The sequence below is a fragment of the Halosimplex rubrum genome, assembly GCF_013415885.1.
Classification (GTDB): domain Archaea; phylum Halobacteriota; class Halobacteria; order Halobacteriales; family Haloarculaceae; genus Halosimplex; species Halosimplex rubrum.
The window spans coordinates 2092070-2108435 of the sequence record NZ_CP058910.1 but is presented as its reverse complement, the minus strand read 5'-3'; the positions used below and the strand labels follow the sequence as shown (position 1 = coordinate 2108435).

Annotated in this window: 17 protein-coding genes and 1 tRNA gene; 4 read left to right on the top strand and 14 right to left on the bottom strand. The window is 68.9% G+C overall.

Annotation, left to right across the window (positions count from 1 at the left end; all coding sequences use genetic code 11):
• Positions 1 to 80: 80 nt before the first annotated feature.
• Positions 81 to 992, bottom strand: coding sequence for a M48 family metalloprotease (locus HZS55_RS10480; RefSeq protein ID WP_179911621.1), 912 nt, complete (start codon positions 990 to 992; stop codon positions 81 to 83).
• A 108-nt stretch (positions 993 to 1100) separates the two neighbouring features.
• Here HZS55_RS10480 and HZS55_RS10475 point away from each other — a divergent pair, with 108 nt between their 5' ends.
• Entirely contained in the window at positions 1101 to 1559 is a 459-nt protein-coding gene (locus HZS55_RS10475) for a plastocyanin/azurin family copper-binding protein (protein ID WP_179911620.1), read from the top strand.
• 43 nt (positions 1560 to 1602) lie between these two features.
• On the opposite strand, the gene HZS55_RS10470 is transcribed toward HZS55_RS10475, so the two are convergent.
• Genes HZS55_RS10470 through HZS55_RS10455 form a run of 4 tightly spaced genes read right to left on the bottom strand, consistent with a single transcriptional unit; the run spans position 1603 to position 4168 of the window.
• The gene (locus tag HZS55_RS10470; protein WP_179911619.1) at positions 1603 to 2253 is read right to left on the bottom strand and encodes a 30S ribosomal protein S3ae; all 651 of its coding nucleotides are present in this window, start codon (positions 2251 to 2253) and stop codon (positions 1603 to 1605) included.
• A complete protein-coding gene (locus tag HZS55_RS10465; RefSeq protein ID WP_179911618.1) occupies positions 2250 to 2537 on the bottom strand; it encodes a KEOPS complex subunit Pcc1 in 288 nt (95 codons plus the stop codon). The genes HZS55_RS10470 and HZS55_RS10465 overlap by 4 nt, the downstream gene beginning before the upstream one ends.
• Positions 2534 to 3703 carry a hypothetical protein gene (locus HZS55_RS10460; RefSeq protein WP_179911617.1) on the bottom strand — a complete coding sequence of 390 codons (1170 nt, stop codon included), beginning with the start codon at positions 3701 to 3703 and terminating at the stop codon, positions 2534 to 2536. Before HZS55_RS10460 ends, HZS55_RS10465 begins: the two co-directional genes overlap by 4 nt.
• The gene (locus HZS55_RS10455) at positions 3704 to 4168 is read right to left on the bottom strand and encodes a 30S ribosomal protein S15 (protein ID WP_179911616.1); all 465 of its coding nucleotides are present in this window, start codon (positions 4166 to 4168) and stop codon (positions 3704 to 3706) included.
• A gap of 427 nt (positions 4169 to 4595) precedes the next feature.
• On the opposite strand from HZS55_RS10455, the gene HZS55_RS10450 reads away from it, so the two are divergent.
• Positions 4596 to 6014 carry a DUF7289 family protein gene (locus HZS55_RS10450; protein WP_179911615.1) on the top strand — a complete coding sequence of 473 codons (1419 nt, stop codon included), beginning with the start codon at positions 4596 to 4598 and terminating at the stop codon, positions 6012 to 6014.
• A 51-nt stretch (positions 6015 to 6065) separates the two neighbouring features.
• Here the strand turns inward: HZS55_RS10450 and HZS55_RS10445 are convergent, their stop codons facing one another.
• The 5 genes from HZS55_RS10445 to HZS55_RS10425 all read right to left on the bottom strand — a co-directional run bounded on the left by HZS55_RS10445 (position 6066) and on the right by HZS55_RS10425 (position 9546).
• On the bottom strand, positions 6066 to 6842 hold the full coding sequence (locus tag HZS55_RS10445; protein WP_179911614.1) for a DUF7289 family protein: 777 nt from the start codon (positions 6840 to 6842) through the stop codon (positions 6066 to 6068).
• The gene (locus HZS55_RS10440) at positions 6839 to 7345 is read right to left on the bottom strand and encodes a DUF7266 family protein (protein ID WP_179911613.1); all 507 of its coding nucleotides are present in this window, start codon (positions 7343 to 7345) and stop codon (positions 6839 to 6841) included. The genes HZS55_RS10445 and HZS55_RS10440 overlap by 4 nt, the downstream gene beginning before the upstream one ends.
• Before the next feature lie 64 nt (positions 7346 to 7409).
• Complete coding sequence (locus HZS55_RS10435) at positions 7410 to 8312, bottom strand: DUF7261 family protein (protein WP_179911612.1); 903 nt, start codon at positions 8310 to 8312, stop codon at positions 7410 to 7412.
• Complete coding sequence (locus HZS55_RS10430) at positions 8300 to 8863, bottom strand: DUF7288 family protein (RefSeq protein ID WP_179911844.1); 564 nt, start codon at positions 8861 to 8863, stop codon at positions 8300 to 8302. The genes HZS55_RS10435 and HZS55_RS10430 overlap by 13 nt, the downstream gene beginning before the upstream one ends.
• 83 nt (positions 8864 to 8946) lie before the next feature.
• On the bottom strand, positions 8947 to 9546 hold the full coding sequence (locus HZS55_RS10425; RefSeq protein WP_246308407.1) for a DUF7287 family protein: 600 nt from the start codon (positions 9544 to 9546) through the stop codon (positions 8947 to 8949).
• 232 nt (positions 9547 to 9778) lie between these two features.
• On the opposite strand from HZS55_RS10425, the gene HZS55_RS10420 reads away from it, so the two are divergent.
• Positions 9779 to 9850 (top strand) — tRNA-Ala (locus HZS55_RS10420).
• A gap of 200 nt (positions 9851 to 10050) precedes the next feature.
• Here HZS55_RS10420 and HZS55_RS10415 read toward each other — a convergent pair.
• On the bottom strand, positions 10051 to 10299 hold the full coding sequence (locus HZS55_RS10415) for a hypothetical protein (RefSeq protein WP_179911611.1): 249 nt from the start codon (positions 10297 to 10299) through the stop codon (positions 10051 to 10053).
• 87 nt (positions 10300 to 10386) lie between these two features.
• On the opposite strand from HZS55_RS10415, the gene HZS55_RS10410 reads away from it, so the two are divergent.
• A complete protein-coding gene (locus tag HZS55_RS10410) occupies positions 10387 to 11310 on the top strand; it encodes a hypothetical protein (RefSeq protein WP_179911610.1) in 924 nt (307 codons plus the stop codon).
• Positions 11311 to 11356: 46 nt separating this feature from the next.
• Here HZS55_RS10410 and HZS55_RS10405 read toward each other — a convergent pair whose 3' ends face one another.
• From HZS55_RS10405 to HZS55_RS10395, 3 genes are all read right to left on the bottom strand, one after another.
• Positions 11357 to 11599: a hypothetical protein gene (locus HZS55_RS10405; RefSeq protein ID WP_179911609.1), complete on the bottom strand. Its 243-nt coding sequence runs from the start codon at positions 11597 to 11599 to the stop codon at positions 11357 to 11359.
• Positions 11600 to 11690: 91 nt separating this feature from the next.
• Positions 11691 to 13784 carry a type II secretion system F family protein gene (locus HZS55_RS10400; RefSeq protein WP_179911608.1) on the bottom strand — a complete coding sequence of 698 codons (2094 nt, stop codon included), beginning with the start codon at positions 13782 to 13784 and terminating at the stop codon, positions 11691 to 11693.
• Positions 13781 to 16303 carry a type II/IV secretion system ATPase subunit gene (locus HZS55_RS10395; RefSeq protein ID WP_179911607.1) on the bottom strand — a complete coding sequence of 841 codons (2523 nt, stop codon included), beginning with the start codon at positions 16301 to 16303 and terminating at the stop codon, positions 13781 to 13783. Before HZS55_RS10395 ends, HZS55_RS10400 begins: the two co-directional genes overlap by 4 nt.
• Positions 16304 to 16366: the final 63 nt, after the last annotated feature.

Here is a 16366-nt window from a genome sequence, read left to right as displayed (position 1 = left end):
CGAAATGCGACTGTCCGGGCCAAAGGCGTTTCCATTCGGCGACTCGGACCGTCCGCCCGCTCGGTCGCGGGTGGCCCCGGTCAGCGACCCTCGAACTCGCCGGCCAACTCGGAGAGTCGCTCGACGCGCTTCTCGGGGTCGGGATGGGTCTCCATCGCCCTGACGAGTCGCGATTTCGCGTCGGCCGGGACGATGAAGAGAGCGTTCATCTCGGCGTGGTCGCGCAGGTCCCGCTCGGGGGTCGCGGCCATCTCGGCGGTGATCGTCTCGATGGCGGCGGCCATCGCGGCGGGCTTGCCGGTGATGACGGCGGCGCCGCGGTCGGCGGCGTACTCGCGGTGGCGGGAGATGGCTCGCGAGACGAGGTAGCCGCCGAGCCACGCGACCGCCGAGACGGCGACGAACGCCCACAGCCAGGGCATCCCGCCGTCGCCGCCCCCACCGTCGCCGCCGCCGTCGCCGAACCACCAGAAGTTCCGCACGACCATCGCGGCGACGGTCACGAGGAACGTGACCACGGACATGACCAACGCGTCGCGGTGTTTGATGTGGGCGATCTCGTGGGCCAGCACGGCGTCGAGTTCGTCGCCCTGGAGCCGTTCGAGCAGTCCCTCGGTGACCGCGACGACGGCGTCGTCTCGGCCCGTCGCGGTGGCGAAGGCGTTGGGCTGGGCCTGGGGCGCGACCGCCACGTCGGGCTCGGGCACGCCGGCCTGGTTGGCGAGGCGGCTCACGCGAGCGTGCAAGTCGGGATACGCCGACCGGCTCACGCGGTCGGCGTCGAGTGCCCTGAGCGCGGCGTCCGGTGCGTACTTGTACTGGAGGGCGACGAGCACGCCCGCGACGCCGACGGCGAGGACCAGTCCGGTGCTTCCGAAGGCGTCGGTCGCCCACCACGCGGCGACGCCGACGAACGCGGCGTAGAGGGCGGCCATCCCGGCCATCGCCGCGAGCATGCGGACCCGGAGAGACCAGTCGGGCTTGGGCTGCATATCCGGCCGTACGGGCCGTCTCCTGAAAGACGTTTCTCCGCACCGGGCGACGGCGGCGCCTCGCTCGATATCGAGCCCTCTATTTGCACGGAGTTCCGAGACCGAGACATGGACAGACGGGCGTTCCTCGGGAGCCTGGGCGGCGTCGCCGTCGCGGTCGGGCTGGCCGGCTGCGGGCAGACCAGCGGCGACACCGGGAACTACGACGTGGGGATGACCACCCGGAAGTTCGACCCGGCGACGGTCGAGGTGCCGCCGGGGACGACCGTCCGCTGGAAGAACACCAGCTCGCACGCCCACACCGTCACCGCCTACGAGGACAGCGTTCCCGACGAGGCCGGGTTCTGGGCGACCGGCGACTTCGACTCCCAGACCGCCGCCGAGGACGGCTGGCTCGGCGACAGGGAGGGCGGGATCTACGAGGGGGAAACGTACGAGCGCACGTTCGAGACCGTCGGCACGCACGCCTACTTCTGCATCCCCCACGAGGCCAGCGGCATGGTCGGCAACGTCGTCGTCAGCGAGGACGCGACCGCCGCCGGAACGGACGCGGCGACCGACGCGTAGCTGACGGGCCAGGTCGGCGAAAGAAGTCGAAACGCGCGCGCCGTCAGTCGGCGGACTCGTCGACGGCGACTTCCTCTTCGTCGACGTCGACGGAGGTCTCCTCTTCGGCGGCGACTTCCTCGGGGCGGGCCTCGAGGGTCAGCTTCTGGATCTCCACGCGGCGCAGCGGGTAGATCGTCTTGGCCTCGTTGTAGATCGCCGAGGAGAGCCGTCCCTCGACGATGCTGTCGACGAGTTCCGCGTAGGTGCGCTCGCGGGCGCTCTCCTCGACGAGGTCGATCATCTGACGGCGGATGGCCTTCTCCTGGCTCTCGTCGGCGCTCTTGGTGGTGAGCGCGACGGGCTGGATCTGGACGCGGTAGTCGTCCTCGGTGAGGACGGTGATGTAGGCCGCGATCTTCGAGGAGCCCCGTCGGACGAGCGAGCGCAGGTAGTCCCGCGTCAGCTCGTGTTTGATGAACTCGGTGTACGCCGAGTCCGACGCGACCTCGTTGACCTTGAAGGTCAGTTTGGTGTTGTTCTCGCTGGCCTCGTTGCGCAGGTCGCCCAGCGTGGTCTCGATGGTGCGGCCGAGCACCTTGTCCGGTTCGTCCGCGACGGTCTCACCCAGCTCCTCCCGGTCGAACTGCTCGGGCGCTATCAGGGTGTACCACCGCTTCTCTTGCTTGCGTCGTGAAACTGATCGTTCGCTCATGTGTTGGTGTCTGTGTCGTCGGGTTCGTCTGTCCGCGCTGTGCTGTCGTCCGTCTCGGTGACCGCTCCGCCGTCCCCGCCGAGTCGGTCCGCGACCCGGCAGTTGACGACGTAGTCGTCGACCGTCGACCGCAGGCCGCTCGTCCCCGCTCGGGTGACCGTCGTCACGACCGCCTCACCCTCGGTCCGCGTCTCCATCTCCGCGGTGTTGTCGGGGGCGAGCGCGGCCGCGACGCGTCGTGCGGCGTCGTCGCCGTGGGTCGTCGTGATCGTCGCCCGTCTCATAGCGCCTCCCTGAACGCGGTGATGAAGGCGCCCGTCTCCACGTCGAAGCGGGCGCGGCCCGTCGTCCGGGTCGCCGCCGCGGTCCCGTCGACGCCCTCCGCGGCCGTCGTCAGGACCGACTCGAGGTCCCGGTCGTCGGCGACGACCGCCGCCGCGCCCTCGGTGACCGCGAGGGTCACCGGCTCGGGCGAGCGGTAGGCGTGGACGAACCGCGCCAGCGTGGCGACCGGTGCGGCGTCCGTCTCCGCGCGTGCGACGAACAGCCCGTCGTAGCGACCGGTCGTCGCGTCGGCGACCGCGCCGTGGGCGCGTCGGGCGTGCGAGCGCCACGCGTCGAGCGCGGCCTCGCTCACGTCGTGCCCGAGCGCGAGCGCGACGCCGGTCCCCGGTCGCTCCCGGGCGACGGCGTCGAGCACGTCGGCGTAGCCGCCGACCGTCTCGAACGGGCCGCCGTCGAAGGGGCGCAGCGCCCGCTCGACGGCGTGACCGCCCCGCGGCGGGACCGAATCGTCGCCGACGGTCCGCAGCGCGACCAGCGAGGCCGCGCGGCGACGAGCCGCCTCGTCGAGCGTCGTCGCGTCGACGACGGGACCGGAGCCGTCGGTCGATTCCTCGGCAACGAGCCCCGCTCCGTCGAGCGCCGCGGCGACCGCGTCGGGGTCGCCCGAGAACGGCGCGTGGACGAGCGTCGAGTGGGCCAGTCCGTCGACCAGGTCGGTCGTCGGGACGGCCACGCCGGGTCGGCGTTCGACCCCCGCGGCCTCGGCGGCCTCGGCGACCGATCCGCCGAGCGCGCGACCGTCGGCGACGCAACCGGCGAGCGCGAGCGCTACGTCCGGGTCGGCGTCGAGTTCGCGCGCGACCGCGAAGGCCGTCTCGCTGGCGGGTTCCGCACCGGCGGCGATCGAGCAGTCGGCGACGGGGTCGCTCCGGCCGACGGCGACGGTCAGGTCGGCGTCGGTCGAGCGCTCGGTGTCGGCGGGGAGGTCGGCGACCGAGACCTGAAACGGTCGGTCGCGGTCGGCCAGCGCCCGCGCGAGGACGCCGCTGGCGGCCAGCGCGTCGCCGGTCGCGGCGCCGACGAGGCGGACGAAGCCGGCCTCGCGGAGCCGTCCGGCGATCTCGCCGGCGGCGGGGGCGTCCTCGGAGCGGGCGGTGGCGGACATCTATTCGAGGAGTTCGGCGACTTCGTCGTAGCTGTAGGTGAACTCCTCGTCGAGTTCGTCGCCGCGGTAGTAGTCGATCAGGCGGCGGATCTTCGACTCGGTGTTCTGGAGCGCGCGCTTGTTCTGGTGGTCGGTCGGGTTCTCGTCCATGTGCTCGTGCAGGCGGACGGCCCGCTCGAAGAGGTTGCGCAGGTCCTCGGGCAGCTCGGGGTCGGCGTCGTTCTCCTCTAAGATCTCGGTGATCTTCTTGCCGGTCGCGAGGGAGACGTCCGGGACGGGAGTCCCGTTGACGCCCTCGTCGCGCAGCTTCAGGCCGATCTGGCTCGGGCTGTGGCCCTGGTCGGCCAGCTCGACGACGCGCTCCTCGATCGCCGATTCGTCTACGTCACTCCACTCCGGGGGTTCGTCTGCCGCCGGCTTGTCCGAACTGGACGAGCCGCGACGGCGGGTGTGCATTCGTGCCATGTGTCTGATTGTTGGAACGCGACTGACCGCTGGTCGGCGGGCGGCGACCGGACATCGACCGCGGTCCCGGCCCGCACGGTGCGTGTGTGCGCCGCGCGCTCCGCGAGGCGAAGCGGCGATCGGCGCGAACACGGCCGCAATCCCGAGCTGTGCAAGCGCACAGCGAGTCAGATTTGCGGTCGTGCGTTCCCACCGGAGAGTCCCGCTTGCGACACTAAACGGTTACTATCGACCGCGGCGGCCGTCGCGACCGTCACGGACCGCCCGCCGCGGGTCCCCGACGTCCGCACTCCTAGCCCGAAACGGCCACCGGAGCCGGACGTACGGCCGAACGTACGGCCGAACGTCGACTTCGACCCCCAATCTATTTTCATTTTTGATACCAAGGTCCGCGCGCTTATTGAGGGGGGAGTGGAACGGTGGGCAGATGCCGACGAGTCACGACGGTCGGGGGGTGAGCAGCGTACTGGGGATCGTGTTGCTGCTCGCCGTCGTCCTCGGGGGGACGGCGGTCGTCGTCACGGTCGGGGCGACGGCGCTGGACGACACGCGCCAGCAACTGGACACGGGCCGCGCGGAGAAGGCACTGACGCAGTTCGACTCCCGGAGCGCGATGGTCGCGCTCGGCGGGACGAGCCGCCAGGGCGTCGATCTGTCGACCGTCCCCGGTGCCGCCTACGGGGTCGACGACTCGATGGGCTGGATGAACGTCACCATCTACAACCGGACCGCCGACGAGCGGAAGACGCTCACCAACGTGACCCTCGGCGCCGTCCGCTACGAGAACGGCGACCGGACGATCGCGTATCAGGGCGGCGGGGTCTGGAAGGGGACCGAAGCCGGAGCGACCATGCTCTCGCCGCCGGAGTTTCACTTCCGGAAGGCCACCCTGACGCTCCCGATCATCACCGTGAGCGGCACTCCGACTCTCGGGTCGGGCGCGACGGTCAGCAAGGCCGAGCCAACCCGGGTCCGCTATCCGAACGCGACTGCCGACCCCCACTTCACCAACCCGCTGGAGTCGGGCCACGTGAACGTCACCGTCCACAGCGAGTACTACGAGGCGTGGGGGCGCTTTTTCGCCCAGCGGACCGAGGGGAACGTCAGCTACGACCACGCCGGAGGGACCGCCCGCGCGAAACTGGTCGTCCCGTTCGACGAGGGCTACGACCAGGTCATCGCGACGACCCAGCCCGGCGCGATCCGGATGAACGGCGACGACGACCCGCCGACGCGGTCGGCGACCGGCGTCAACTACCCGCTCGTCGACGACCGGATCGAGGACCGCATCGACGAGTGCGAGAACGACGACGACGCCTGCGAAGCGATGCCTGCGGACAACGAGATAACGAGCGGGGGCACCTACTTCACGGACTCGTACTTCTCCGGGACGCTCGACATCGACAGCCCCGGCGACGACGTCACGGTCGTCGTCGACGAGAACTTCAGCCCCGACGGTGTGACGGTCACCAGCAGCCACAACACGACGGTCCTCGTCCGGAACTCCTTCGACATGGGGTCGAACGATCTCCTCAACGACGGTGGGGCCGCGGGCGACTTCTCGGTAGTCGTGCACTCGGACGGCGCGGTCAACGGCAACGGGAACTTCAGACTCGTCGGCCTGCTGTACGCGCCCGGGTCGGACTGCAACATGAACGGCGGTGGAGCGGTCGAACCGAACATCGTCGGCGGCGTCGTCTGCGAGAGCGTCACGGTCAACGGCAACCCCAACGACTTCGACTACGACCCCAGCGTCGACAACACCGACCTCGAACTGACCGGGGATATCACGCCGGTCACCTACCTCCACGTGACCGAGAACCCCGTCAACGTCACCAGCAAGTGACGCGAGGGCACCCGGCGGGCGACCGCGGCGGAAGAGCACCGCCCGGTCGCGTCAGGGCTTCAGTTCGACCGCGACCCGGACTTCGGTGACGTAGAGCTGTTCCGGCGTCTCGTCGAGCTGGCAGGAGACCCTGTCGGTCCCCGACTGGAAACAGGTCAGCGCGGGGTCCCGGCCGAGCATGGTCAACCAGAGGTCGCTCCGGGAGGAGGTGACGTTGATCCAGATGTCGTCGTAGATCCCCTCGTCGTCTGCCACGGGGACGAGGCGGTCGTTCGCCCGCGCGCGGACGAGGACCGTCGAACTCTGGATCTGCTGGCCGGTGTCGGTCGCCGAGACGGTCGTGACGACCGGGATCATGGTCCGCTCCTCGTCGAACACCGGCGACCACGGCTGGACGACGGTGCCGCCCTGCGGGTCGTCGCGGAAGACGGCGCCCATCGCGTAGACGAGTTCCGTGTCGCCGTCGTCGTAGACGATCGGACGGATCTTGTGGGTCCGGTTCTCGAGGAACGACGGGTCGCTCGCGCTCTCGTTCGGGTCGCGGACGGTGACGACCGTCTCCGCGCCGAGCGAGAGCGAGGCGTCCTCGAGGCTGATCTCGGTGGCGCGACTGGGCGCCCCGCGCTCGGCGATGTCTCCCATGTTGTCCGAGAGGACCTCCATCGCGCGCACGGCGTTGTCGGTCTGCTGGGCGTCGCGGGCGGATTCGAGCCCGGCGAGCCCGGACAGGGCGACGATCGCGACGACGCTGGCGATCATCCCGAAGACCATCACGAAGCCGACGATGTCGCTCACGCCGCGCTCGCCGCCCGCGACGGGACCGTTCATCCGCGCACCTCCAGATGCGGGTCGTCGGGCTCGTCGGGGTCGCCGGGGTCGCCCTCGTCGTAGACCACGCTGACGTCGCCGCCGGAAACCGAACCGGTCGCCACCACGGTCTCGGTCTCGAAGCGGACCGACACGCCGACCGACGGGTCGGCCGTCGAGAGGTGCAGCCACTGGCCCGAGCCGGAGTCGGCGACTTCGACGGTGTAGCCCGCGCCGGCGACGGTCCGCGGGAGCGACGCGTTGACCGCGACGGTCTCCGTCCTCGCGCCGGCCCGTGCGAGCCTGTCCGCCGCGACGACGTCGCCGGCGAGTTGCTGACCGACGACGCCGAGTTCCGTCCTGACGACCTCGGACCGCTGCTGGGTCACGAAGTCCCCCGCCGTCACCAACAGTCCGGTGACGACCAGCGACGCGACCGCCAGCGCGAGCGTGTACTCGAGCGCCGTCGACTGGCCGCGGTTCCCACTCAGGAGACCGCCGTCGTCCGGGCCGCTTTCGTCCAAGCCGCTGTCGGACAGACTGTCGTCGTCACCACTCCCCGGGCGCCGGCGGGGCCGCGGCGGAGGGCTACCCACGTCTCTCACCCGGCCCGACCCGTATCGTCGACCGATAGCGCAGATCCGGCGACCAGTAGACGAGGTCGACCTCCATCGAGTAGAGTATCTCGGTCTTCTGGGCGGCTGCCACCTCGGATCCGGCGGCCCCGTCGACGACCATCGTGTAGTCGCCGCTCGCGACCGACCCGTTCTCGAACCGGAGGTCGTACGGGCCGGACACCCCCTTCAGGTCGAGCGCGTCGCAGTCGTCCCCCGCGACCGTGCCCGCCGCGAAGTCGACCGTGAAGTCGCCGGATATCGACGGTTCGCACTCCGAGTACGTCCCCGAATCGTTGACACCGACCGTGTACGACGACCCGTCGTGCGAGACGTTCACGTACCAGGTCTCGGTGTCGTCGGCGACGACCCGGAGTTCCTCGCTGTCGGGGCCGGACCACCCCGCCACGTCGAGGCGGAACGTGTGAAACTGCCGCACCCCGGAGGCGACGGTCCAGTCGTCGAGGCCGCCGTCGGATCCGAACGTACCGTCCGTGTTGGTGACGTTGACGCCCGGGTTCGTCCGCGCGACGCTGACGTTGGTGATCTGCCCGTGGACCGCCTGCTGGCGCCGCGTCGCGTTGTAGTACACCTCGACGGCGTCCCGGACGCTCCGATCCAGCGCGTCGTGGTCGCCGCTGTGTGCGTCGTGGGCGTACCGGAACGAGTCGGACGCCATCGTCGCCGTCGCTCGGTGGAACACGTGGGCGTTCGCGGTCTCGGCGGACTCGCTGCGCGTCGCCAGGTTCTCCGTGTAGATGGCGGCGTTCATCACCAGCGCCAGCGCGACGAACGCGACGGCCAGCGCGAACGCCCCGATCAGGAGTATCTGGCCGCGGCCGTCCCGGCGGTCGGCGCCCGGCATCAGATCCGCCACACCACCACCTCCACGTCGATCACGCTGTAGACGCCGGCGCTCGACTGGCGCGGCGCGAAGTACGTCGACTCGTCGCTGACCGTCGTCCCCGTCGGGTCGCCGTTCCCGTCGCGGATCGCGTCGTCCGCCATCAGCGACAGCGGCCACGTCGCCCGGACCGCGTGGTCGCTCGGCTCGCCCTGGTCGACGTACTTCTGGGTCCGGAGCCGCCCGTCCGCGCCCCGATAGCGCAGGTAGACGTTGTAGGCGATCCCCTGTCGGTCGAACGACCGTTCGAGCATCTCGCCGAAGCGGTTCGGCGGCGCCCCGGTCGTGAAGCGGCCCACGTCCGGCGCGTGGTAGAACTGCTCGCTCGTCGCGTTCCACGAGAGCACCGCCCGTTCGAGCGCGCCGGTCTCCGCGGCCGAGGCGAGCAGGCCCCGGGCCGTCCCTTCCTGCTGGTTCTCGATGTGCTGGCTCGACGTGCTCGCCGACAGCGGGGTCACCGCCGTCATCTCCAGTGCGAACACGACCGCCGACAGCACGATCAGGGCCGCGACCACGCCTTCCAGCGTGTGGGCCTGTCCCCGGTCGCGCCGCTTCCGGTCGCACGGCGACCCGCCCGGTCGCCGACCGTCCGGCGGTCGACGAACGGTCACCACATCACCACCCGCACCGTGACGTCGCGCCCGTCGAGCAGTGCGACCCGCTGCGCGCTGACCGTCTTCCCCCCGCTGCCCGCGGGGTTCGACCCGTCGGCGAGAACCGTCTCGCCGCCCGCGCCCGAACACTCGACGAGCGCCGAGGCGCTGTCGTCCCAGCAGAGGATCGCGTCCTCGCTCGACCCCACGTCGCCGCTGATCGTCACGTTCACCGGCGTCCGGTCGAGGACGCCGACCCGCTGCTGAATGGGGCCGCCGTCGAAGCCGCACCGCGAGTACCCCTCGTCGAAGAACGCCCGGGTACACTCGCCGTCGAGCACGTACGGCGCGGTCGCGTTGCCCAGCGACCGCTGGGTGAGGTCGTCGGCGACGCGGTTGGTCGCCGGCGTCTCCGACTGGCCGCCGTCCGAAAACGGGCCCAGCATCCCCGGCACGAACGCCAGCGCGAACGTCAGCGCCAGCAGGAAGATGCTCATCCCGATCGCGAAATCCAGCGTCGTCTGCCCGCGTCGGTCGCGCTGCTCGCCGCTCTCGACTCCTCGTGAGCCCGCGCCGTGTGTCGCGGACCTGTGGCTATCCCCGAATGCTGTCATCGTGTGCCTCCGGCGCGAGCCACGGACGCCGCCATTGTCCCCCGAACGACGCCCGAACCCGACCGTGCCTGTCGTGGGAGAGAACACTCCCGGTTATATCCGTTAGCTCCTCGTTATCTATTCTGATACTGCGCTGGTTCGGCGACTGACACCACGCGCGTGGTAGTCGCTGACGGAGCTTCGACGCTTCGATGGGTTTATGAAACAGTCCCGGCTACCGGTATTTGCGTGCGGGCTCGTAGATCAGTGGTAGATCATCCCCCTGGCACGGGGAAGGCCCCGGGTTCAAATCCCGGCGAGTCCACTCACTCCTTCCGTCGCTTCGCTCCGTCAGTCGTTCGTAAACTCGCCGACCCTCGCGAACGCTTCGCGTTCGCTCGGTCCCGGCGAGTCCACCGCTATTGCGGTGGAGAGTACCCCGAGCGCCCGCAATCTGCGGCCGCTCGGACTGCAACAGCCCAGCACGGCGCCGCTGGTCTCTGACTCTCGCTCGGTGGCGGCGAGTCAGTTCCCGGCCAGCCAGTCGGGCGACTCCTCGTAGGTGTCGCTGGCGTCGGTGGCGGCGCGCTCGTCGGCGGCGTCGACGAGCGCCTCGATCTCGGCGCGCGTCCCGTCCGGTCGCCTGTACAGGTACCACTCCACGAGCTCTTCGCGGCTCGCGTCGTCGAGCAGGGCGTCCGAGACTCGCGTCGACCAGAGCACGTAGCGGTCGGGCGCGCGTCTGTACACTCGCAAGTCGAGGTCGTCGGGCATCGTTCGATGGCGGTACGGGTCGGATCGGCTTCACCCCTCGTATCTCCCGCCGAAGGCGTATTGTGTCGCAACTCCGTAGTGGAAGTGATGCGCTGGGGTCTGGTGGCCGTCGCGGTAGCCGTCCTCGTAGCCGGCTGTAGCGCGGTCTCGTTCGGCGGCGACGGGCCGGGATCCGATCCGACGAGTACCGTGACGCCCGTCCCCGTCACCGACAGCCCGCCGCCGACGCGGACGGGCGTGGGGGAGCGCCCGCCGGGCGTGAGTGTCAACGGGACGGTCGACGCCGAGGCGCTCGCTCGCGCGCACACCGAGTATCTGGCCGACCGGACCTACACCTGGTCGATGAGAGAGGACGCCAGCGGTCCCGGCGCTGGGTTCGTTCGCCGGGTCGTCGTCGGCAACGAGACGTTCTCCCTCTCGCAGGTCCAGGGCGAACTCCGGCGGAACGCCTCGCTGTACGTCAACGAGAGCGGCGGGTTCCTGCGGGTAGCCGAACCGGAGGGGACCCGGTACGACCTGCTCAGACTACCCGGGCGGCCCGCCGACTACGTCTTCGCGACCGTGTCGATCCGGCAGTTCCTCGGCGACCGGACGGTCGCGGTGTCGACGGTCGACCGACGCGGTCGCACCTACTACCGACTCCACGCCGCCGGCGGGCCCGCGCCGAGGGCGCTGGGGCCCGCGGAGGCGACGATCCGCCACTTCAGCGCCACCGCCTACGTGACCCGGGAGGGGTTCGTCCGGTCGCTGGCCGCCGAGTACGACCGCGTCGTCGACGGCGACCCCTCGCACGTCTCGATACGCTACGACTACAGTCGCCTCGGCGAGTCGGCGCCGTCCGCGCCCGACTGGGTCGGGAACGTCACCCGGCGGTCGACGCCGGCGCCCGTCGACCCCGACGCGACGCCCGAGCGGACCGCGACCGCCGAACGACCGGGGACGCCGAACGGCACCGGCACGGTCACCGACGAACACGACGGGGCGGCCACCGCGGCCACCGCCGGCGGCTGACCGGCGGATTCGACGGGCGCGGCCCCGGAGAGCGCGACCGCCGCGTTCAGGACCGGAGCGTCAGCATCCCGTCGTTGACGGACAGGTCGGTCACCTCGGGCGGGATCTCGAACTCGAACTGGCGGTCGCCGGCGACGACGATCGCGGTCTCGCCGACCGTGTCGAGTTTCGCGTCGGCGCCCTCGCCGAAGTCGACGACGAGCGTCGTCTCGCCGCCGGACTCGCGCCGTGTGATCGCGATGCCCTCGTCGTTGGCCGCCGCCGAACGGAGTGTGCTGGGTGCGTCCACGAGCGCGGTTGCGCCCGCGCGCGCCTAAGCGCTGTGCCGGACGCTGCAGGCGGCGGTGCGCGCCGTGGGCGGAAGTGGAAAGCGGTCGCGGTCAGGACATCAGCGTGACGGCGTACCAGACGACGAGCGCGATCGTCGGGAGGATGACGGCGAACTTGACGCCCGACAGCAGGTTCACGTCGCGGATGTAGCCGGCGATGAACGACGACAGCAGCGCCTGGAGGACGACGGCGTGGAAGAAGAGGACCGAGAGGATCTGCGTGTTGACGCCGCTGAAGCTACCGCCGGGGACGCCGCCGGACGACCCGCTAGAGGTCGTCTGGGTCGCGAGGTCGGCCATGACAGTCAGGAATCGGACCTTCAGCAGCGCCATCACGCCCAGCAGCGTGAGGTAGGTCATGATGATGATGACCATCTGCATCCGGGCGCGGGACTTGCGTTCGAGGTCGATGTCGTCCTGGTTCTCGGAGGCCTGGGCGGCCGTCGAGAGCACGTCCTGGATCTGGCTGGAGGCTTCCTGGGCCTCGCTGATGAGCTTGACCGTCCGGGCGAGTCTGGGGATGTGATAGCGGTTGTTGAACTCCCGGAGCGCGTCCTTGAGGCTGGTCCCGTAGTTGACCTTGGCGTGCATCGTCTCCAGCTCGTCGGCCATCCGCCCCGAGGAGGTGTCGGCGACGACCCGAATCGACTCCAGCAGGGTCATCCCGGTGTCGTTCGCGCTGGCGAGCTTGCGGAGGTTCTCCGAGAGGTTGCCGATGACGCTGCGGCGCGTCCGGAGGTTCCACTCGTAGAAGACCGCCAGCGGGAGGAGGTTGAGGTAGATCGGGACGTACACCCACATGAACGTCCCCGTGATGACGGGGTACACCCAGCGCTTCGTCGGGTCGTTGAGCCCTTCCGGCACGTCCCCGCCCTGTGGGACGACCAGTTCCGAGATCGTCATCGGCGCCATGTGGAAGATGACCACGACGGCGAAGAAGGCGATCGTGATCGGGATCGTCACGCCGAGGACGTACAGCGGATTGTCGCGGAAGAAGATGTGGGGCTGTTTGAGGATCTGGGTCGCGCGGTAGGTCCCCTCGCGGCTCTTGACCCGGTCGAAGACGCCGTAGCTCCCGGTGTACCCCTCGACGAGGCCGAGGTTCAACAGCCCGTCGTCGGCCTCGGAGTAGGTCTCGTCGCCGCGGTCGGGGTGGAGGTAGCCGTCACCGATGGAGTCCTGCGTGACCGTCGACGTGAGCACGAGGAAGCCCACGCCCGTCAGCGGGATGAGTCCGTACACCGTCCCGACCATCAGGTTCATCTTCGACCCCGAGGACATCATGCTCATGATGACGGTGATGATGATGAGCAGGAGCGGGAACAGCGAGAGGGTCATGTACATCTCGCCGAACAGCTCCAGGGTGTCCAGCATCTTCTCCTGCTCCTGTCTGGCCGTCCGCATCTGCTTGTCCTTCTGGTCCTCGAGGAACGAGGTCATGTCCCCGCCGGAGTCGACGATCGACAGCATGTCCGTGAGGAACTGGCCGAGCTCGTCGCTCGGCGTCTCGATGGCCTGATTGCGGATCGCCGTCCGGTAGTCGGTGTCGAAGTACTCCGTCTCGAGCACCAGCGACTGGAACTCCTTGGCGACCTCCCCGTAGGTGTCGTCGGCCTGGGCCATCGCCTGCAGAATTTCGAGCTGGTTCAGCCCCCCCACCGAGAGGGCGTACATGAACGCGACCGAGTCCGACAGGAGAACGTTGATCTCGCGTTTGCGCGCGTTCGACCGGAAGTAGGGGATCGACAGCAGCGAGCCGAACCCGATACCGAAGCCGACGGCGCCGAAGACGAGGCCGGAGACGAACACGATCGCCGGCACTTTCAGCGCCAGCACGACCGGCTCGATGGCGTCGGGGATCCGCAGGCCGAGCAGCGGCCCCTCGGCGAGCCCGAGCATCTGGACGACGAGGAACCCGAGCAGCATGCCGAGCAACCAGAGCGTCAGCCCGGCGACGGTGCCGACCGCGAGCGCCCGCGAGATGTACATCTCGACGTTGTCGCCCATCCGCGCCTCGGCGAGTTTGGCCTCGATGCCGGAGACGAAGTCGCCCTCCTCGTCGAACAGCGCCTGGTAGAGGGGGTAGAACGTGTCCCCCACCGTGTTGGCGCCGCCGAGTTGCTTCGAGGAGCGCCCGAGACTCATGCCTCGTCAGCCTCCGCACCGGCCGCCGGGACGAACTCGCTGAAGTCGATGTCGTCGTCCTCGTCCTCGCTCTCGACCGGCGTGATGTCGGTCTCCTCCTCGTCGACGCCCGAGCCCGTCAGGGCGCTGACGATGTCGGAGGTCTCCTTCTCGCGGAAGCGCTGGAGCAGCGGCTGGGCGTTTTCCAGGATGCCCTCGGCCTCGTCGAGCATCTCCGCCGGCGGGTCCGGCCGCGGGACCATCTCCTCTTTCTCGGGGTCGATGTTGATCTTGACCGACTCCATCTCCCGGAGGTCCTCCAGCGACCGCTCCAGCTTATCCTCGGCGATGAGCGCCATGATCGTGTCCGGGTCGTTGATGAACGCCTGGACGGCCGCCGCGACCTCCGTGTAGGTGTTGAGGTTCTGCTCGATGAGGTAGGCGAGGACGACCTTCCGCATGAACAGCTCCTCGTCGAGCCGTTCCTGGGTCCACCCGCGGTCGAACTTCAGCTCCTCCAGGGTGTTGGAGTTGCCCATCTGGAGGAACTCGTCGGTCTCGGCCTGCCACTCGTAGACGTCGCGGACGTTGATCTCGTCGTGTTCCGCCGAGTACTCGTTGATCTCGGTGAGGTTCTTGTTCCGGCGGACCTTGTTGCCGTCGACGCGGGTCTGGGTCTGGATGGAGACCAGGTCCAGCGCCGTGAAGAGGGTCTTCGAGACGTTGATCGGCTCGGTCGTGAACCGCTTGATAACCTCTCCGACGGTGTCGGCGTGGAAGGTGGAGTAGGCGGTGTGCCCGGTCGACATGACCTGGAAGAGGTCCCGACCTTCCTCACCACGGACCTCCCCCATCACGATGTAGTCGGGCCGTTGTCGGAGCGCGGCCTCCAGCAGGTCGAACTCGTCCACGTCGCCCTTGTCGTCCTCGCCGAAGGAGGGGCGAGTCACCGAGGCGACCCAGTTGCGCTGGGGGAGTTCGACCTCGCGGGTGTCCTCGATGGAGACGATCTTCGCGTTGGACGGGATGAACAGGGAGATGGCGTTCAGCGAGGTGGTCTTCCCCGACGCCGTCCCGCCCGCGAAGATCATCGACTTGTTGTTCTCGATACAGAGCCAGAGGAAGGCCATCTCGTCGAGCGAGAAGGTGTTCCAGTTGATGAGGTCCACCGGCGTGAACGGGACGTCTTTGAACTGGCGGATGGTGTAGTTGGTCCCGTGGTCCGACACTTCCTCGCCGAGCGTCAGCTGCGAGCGCGAGCCGTCGGGCAGGGTGGCGTCGACCTGCGGCTGGCGCTTGCTGATCCCCTTCCCGGAGCGCTGGGCCAGCTTGACGACGAAGTCGTCGAGCTCCTGTTTCCCGTGTTCGACGTTCGTGATGATGTTCTCGTACTCGGTGTGGTAGACGAACACCCGGGAGTTGTAGCCGTCGCAGGAGATGTCCTCGACGTTGATGTCGTGTTTGATCGGGTCGATACGCGCGTAGCCGATGAAGTCCCGCTTCAGGCGGTAGAGCAGCTTTTCGACCTGATACTCGTTGAGCGTCTTCGGGTCGTCGCCGACGACCGCTGGCTCGGGGCGGGCCCGGATGCCGTCGAGTTCACCTCCCTGAGTCTCGACCTCGATCTCCATGCCAAGCGCCCCCTTGAGCTGGTCCATCATCCCGAGATCGCCCTGTTGACCCGGCGTGTACAGGTCGTACCGTTCGAGCAGGCGCTCGGTCTCGCGCTGGATGACGCCGGCGCGGTCGGCGTCGGACCCCTCGACGACGACCTCGTCCTCGGAGTACTTGATCGCCGATTTGAGCTTGCCCGAGAGAAAGTCGACCAGCTGGGACTCGATGTCGTTCTCGTAGGGCTCGATGGCGTAGTACTTCTTCTCGTTCTCCTTGCGCGAGTGGAAGATGATCACGCAGGCGTACGGTTTGTTCACCCAGTAGCGCTCGACCTCGACGAAGTGGGCCTTCTTCTCCAGCGGGACCGCCTTCTCGAGGTCGTAGCGGTTGACGACCGTCGAGTGGCCGTCGACCGTCGAGAAGAAGGCGTCCTCGTCGAGGTCGGGGTTGACGTCGATCGTGCGCTCGTCGACGACCGACGCGAGCCGTTCGGCCGCGTCCCCGCCCCGGCTCAGTCGGCCCTCCGTCTCCTCGGGGTCGAACCCCAGATACTCCTCGGGCTCGAACGGCACCTTCTCGCCGTCGCCGTCCCGAGGGATCTCGCCGTCCTCGTCGTAGTAGTACTCCTGTTTGAAGTGCTCCCAGGTGTAGCGGTCCTTGACGACGAACGACCGCTCGGCCTCGATGCGCTCGTCCCACGCTCGTTCGAGCGTCTTGGCGGCGCTCGCGGCCGACCGGAGCCGGTCTTCGACGTCGATCGGATCGAATCCGAGGTACTCGCTGCGGTCGAAGCGCCCGCCCGTATGCACGTCCCGGCGCAGGTCGTTCCACGTGTACTCGCCCACGGTCGCACCGTCCCCCGAGAGCCGCTCGCCCCCCGACGCGACCTGGTCAGATTCGTTGCCCCCCGTGCCATCAATTGCCATTACAGGCTAACTGCTAGTAAGACGGAAAAAGCTTTACGCCCAAAGGTAGCCAACCGATAATCA

Excerpts from the sequence above, each read along its gene's own strand:
- HZS55_RS10480 (WP_179911621.1), bottom strand. The coding sequence starts at position 992 with ATGCAGCCCAAGCCCGACTGGTCTCTCCGGGTCCGCATGCTCGCGGCG.
- HZS55_RS10475 (WP_179911620.1), top strand. The coding sequence starts at position 1,101 with ATGGACAGACGGGCGTTCCTCGGGAGCCTGGGCGGCGTCGCCGTCGCG.
- HZS55_RS10470 (WP_179911619.1), bottom strand. The coding sequence starts at position 2,253 with ATGAGCGAACGATCAGTTTCACGACGCAAGCAAGAGAAGCGGTGGTAC.
- HZS55_RS10465 (WP_179911618.1), bottom strand. The coding sequence starts at position 2,537 with ATGAGACGGGCGACGATCACGACGACCCACGGCGACGACGCCGCACGA.
- HZS55_RS10460 (WP_179911617.1), bottom strand. The coding sequence starts at position 3,703 with ATGTCCGCCACCGCCCGCTCCGAGGACGCCCCCGCCGCCGGCGAGATC.
- HZS55_RS10455 (WP_179911616.1), bottom strand. The coding sequence starts at position 4,168 with ATGGCACGAATGCACACCCGCCGTCGCGGCTCGTCCAGTTCGGACAAG.
- HZS55_RS10450 (WP_179911615.1), top strand. The coding sequence starts at position 4,596 with ATGCCGACGAGTCACGACGGTCGGGGGGTGAGCAGCGTACTGGGGATC.
- HZS55_RS10445 (WP_179911614.1), bottom strand. The coding sequence starts at position 6,842 with ATGAACGGTCCCGTCGCGGGCGGCGAGCGCGGCGTGAGCGACATCGTC.
- HZS55_RS10425 (WP_246308407.1), bottom strand. The coding sequence starts at position 9,546 with ATGACAGCATTCGGGGATAGCCACAGGTCCGCGACACACGGCGCGGGC.
- HZS55_RS10415 (WP_179911611.1), bottom strand. The coding sequence starts at position 10,299 with ATGCCCGACGACCTCGACTTGCGAGTGTACAGACGCGCGCCCGACCGC.
- HZS55_RS10410 (WP_179911610.1), top strand. The coding sequence starts at position 10,387 with ATGCGCTGGGGTCTGGTGGCCGTCGCGGTAGCCGTCCTCGTAGCCGGC.
- HZS55_RS10400 (WP_179911608.1), bottom strand. The coding sequence starts at position 13,784 with ATGAGTCTCGGGCGCTCCTCGAAGCAACTCGGCGGCGCCAACACGGTG.
- HZS55_RS10395 (WP_179911607.1), bottom strand. The coding sequence starts at position 16,303 with ATGGCAATTGATGGCACGGGGGGCAACGAATCTGACCAGGTCGCGTCG.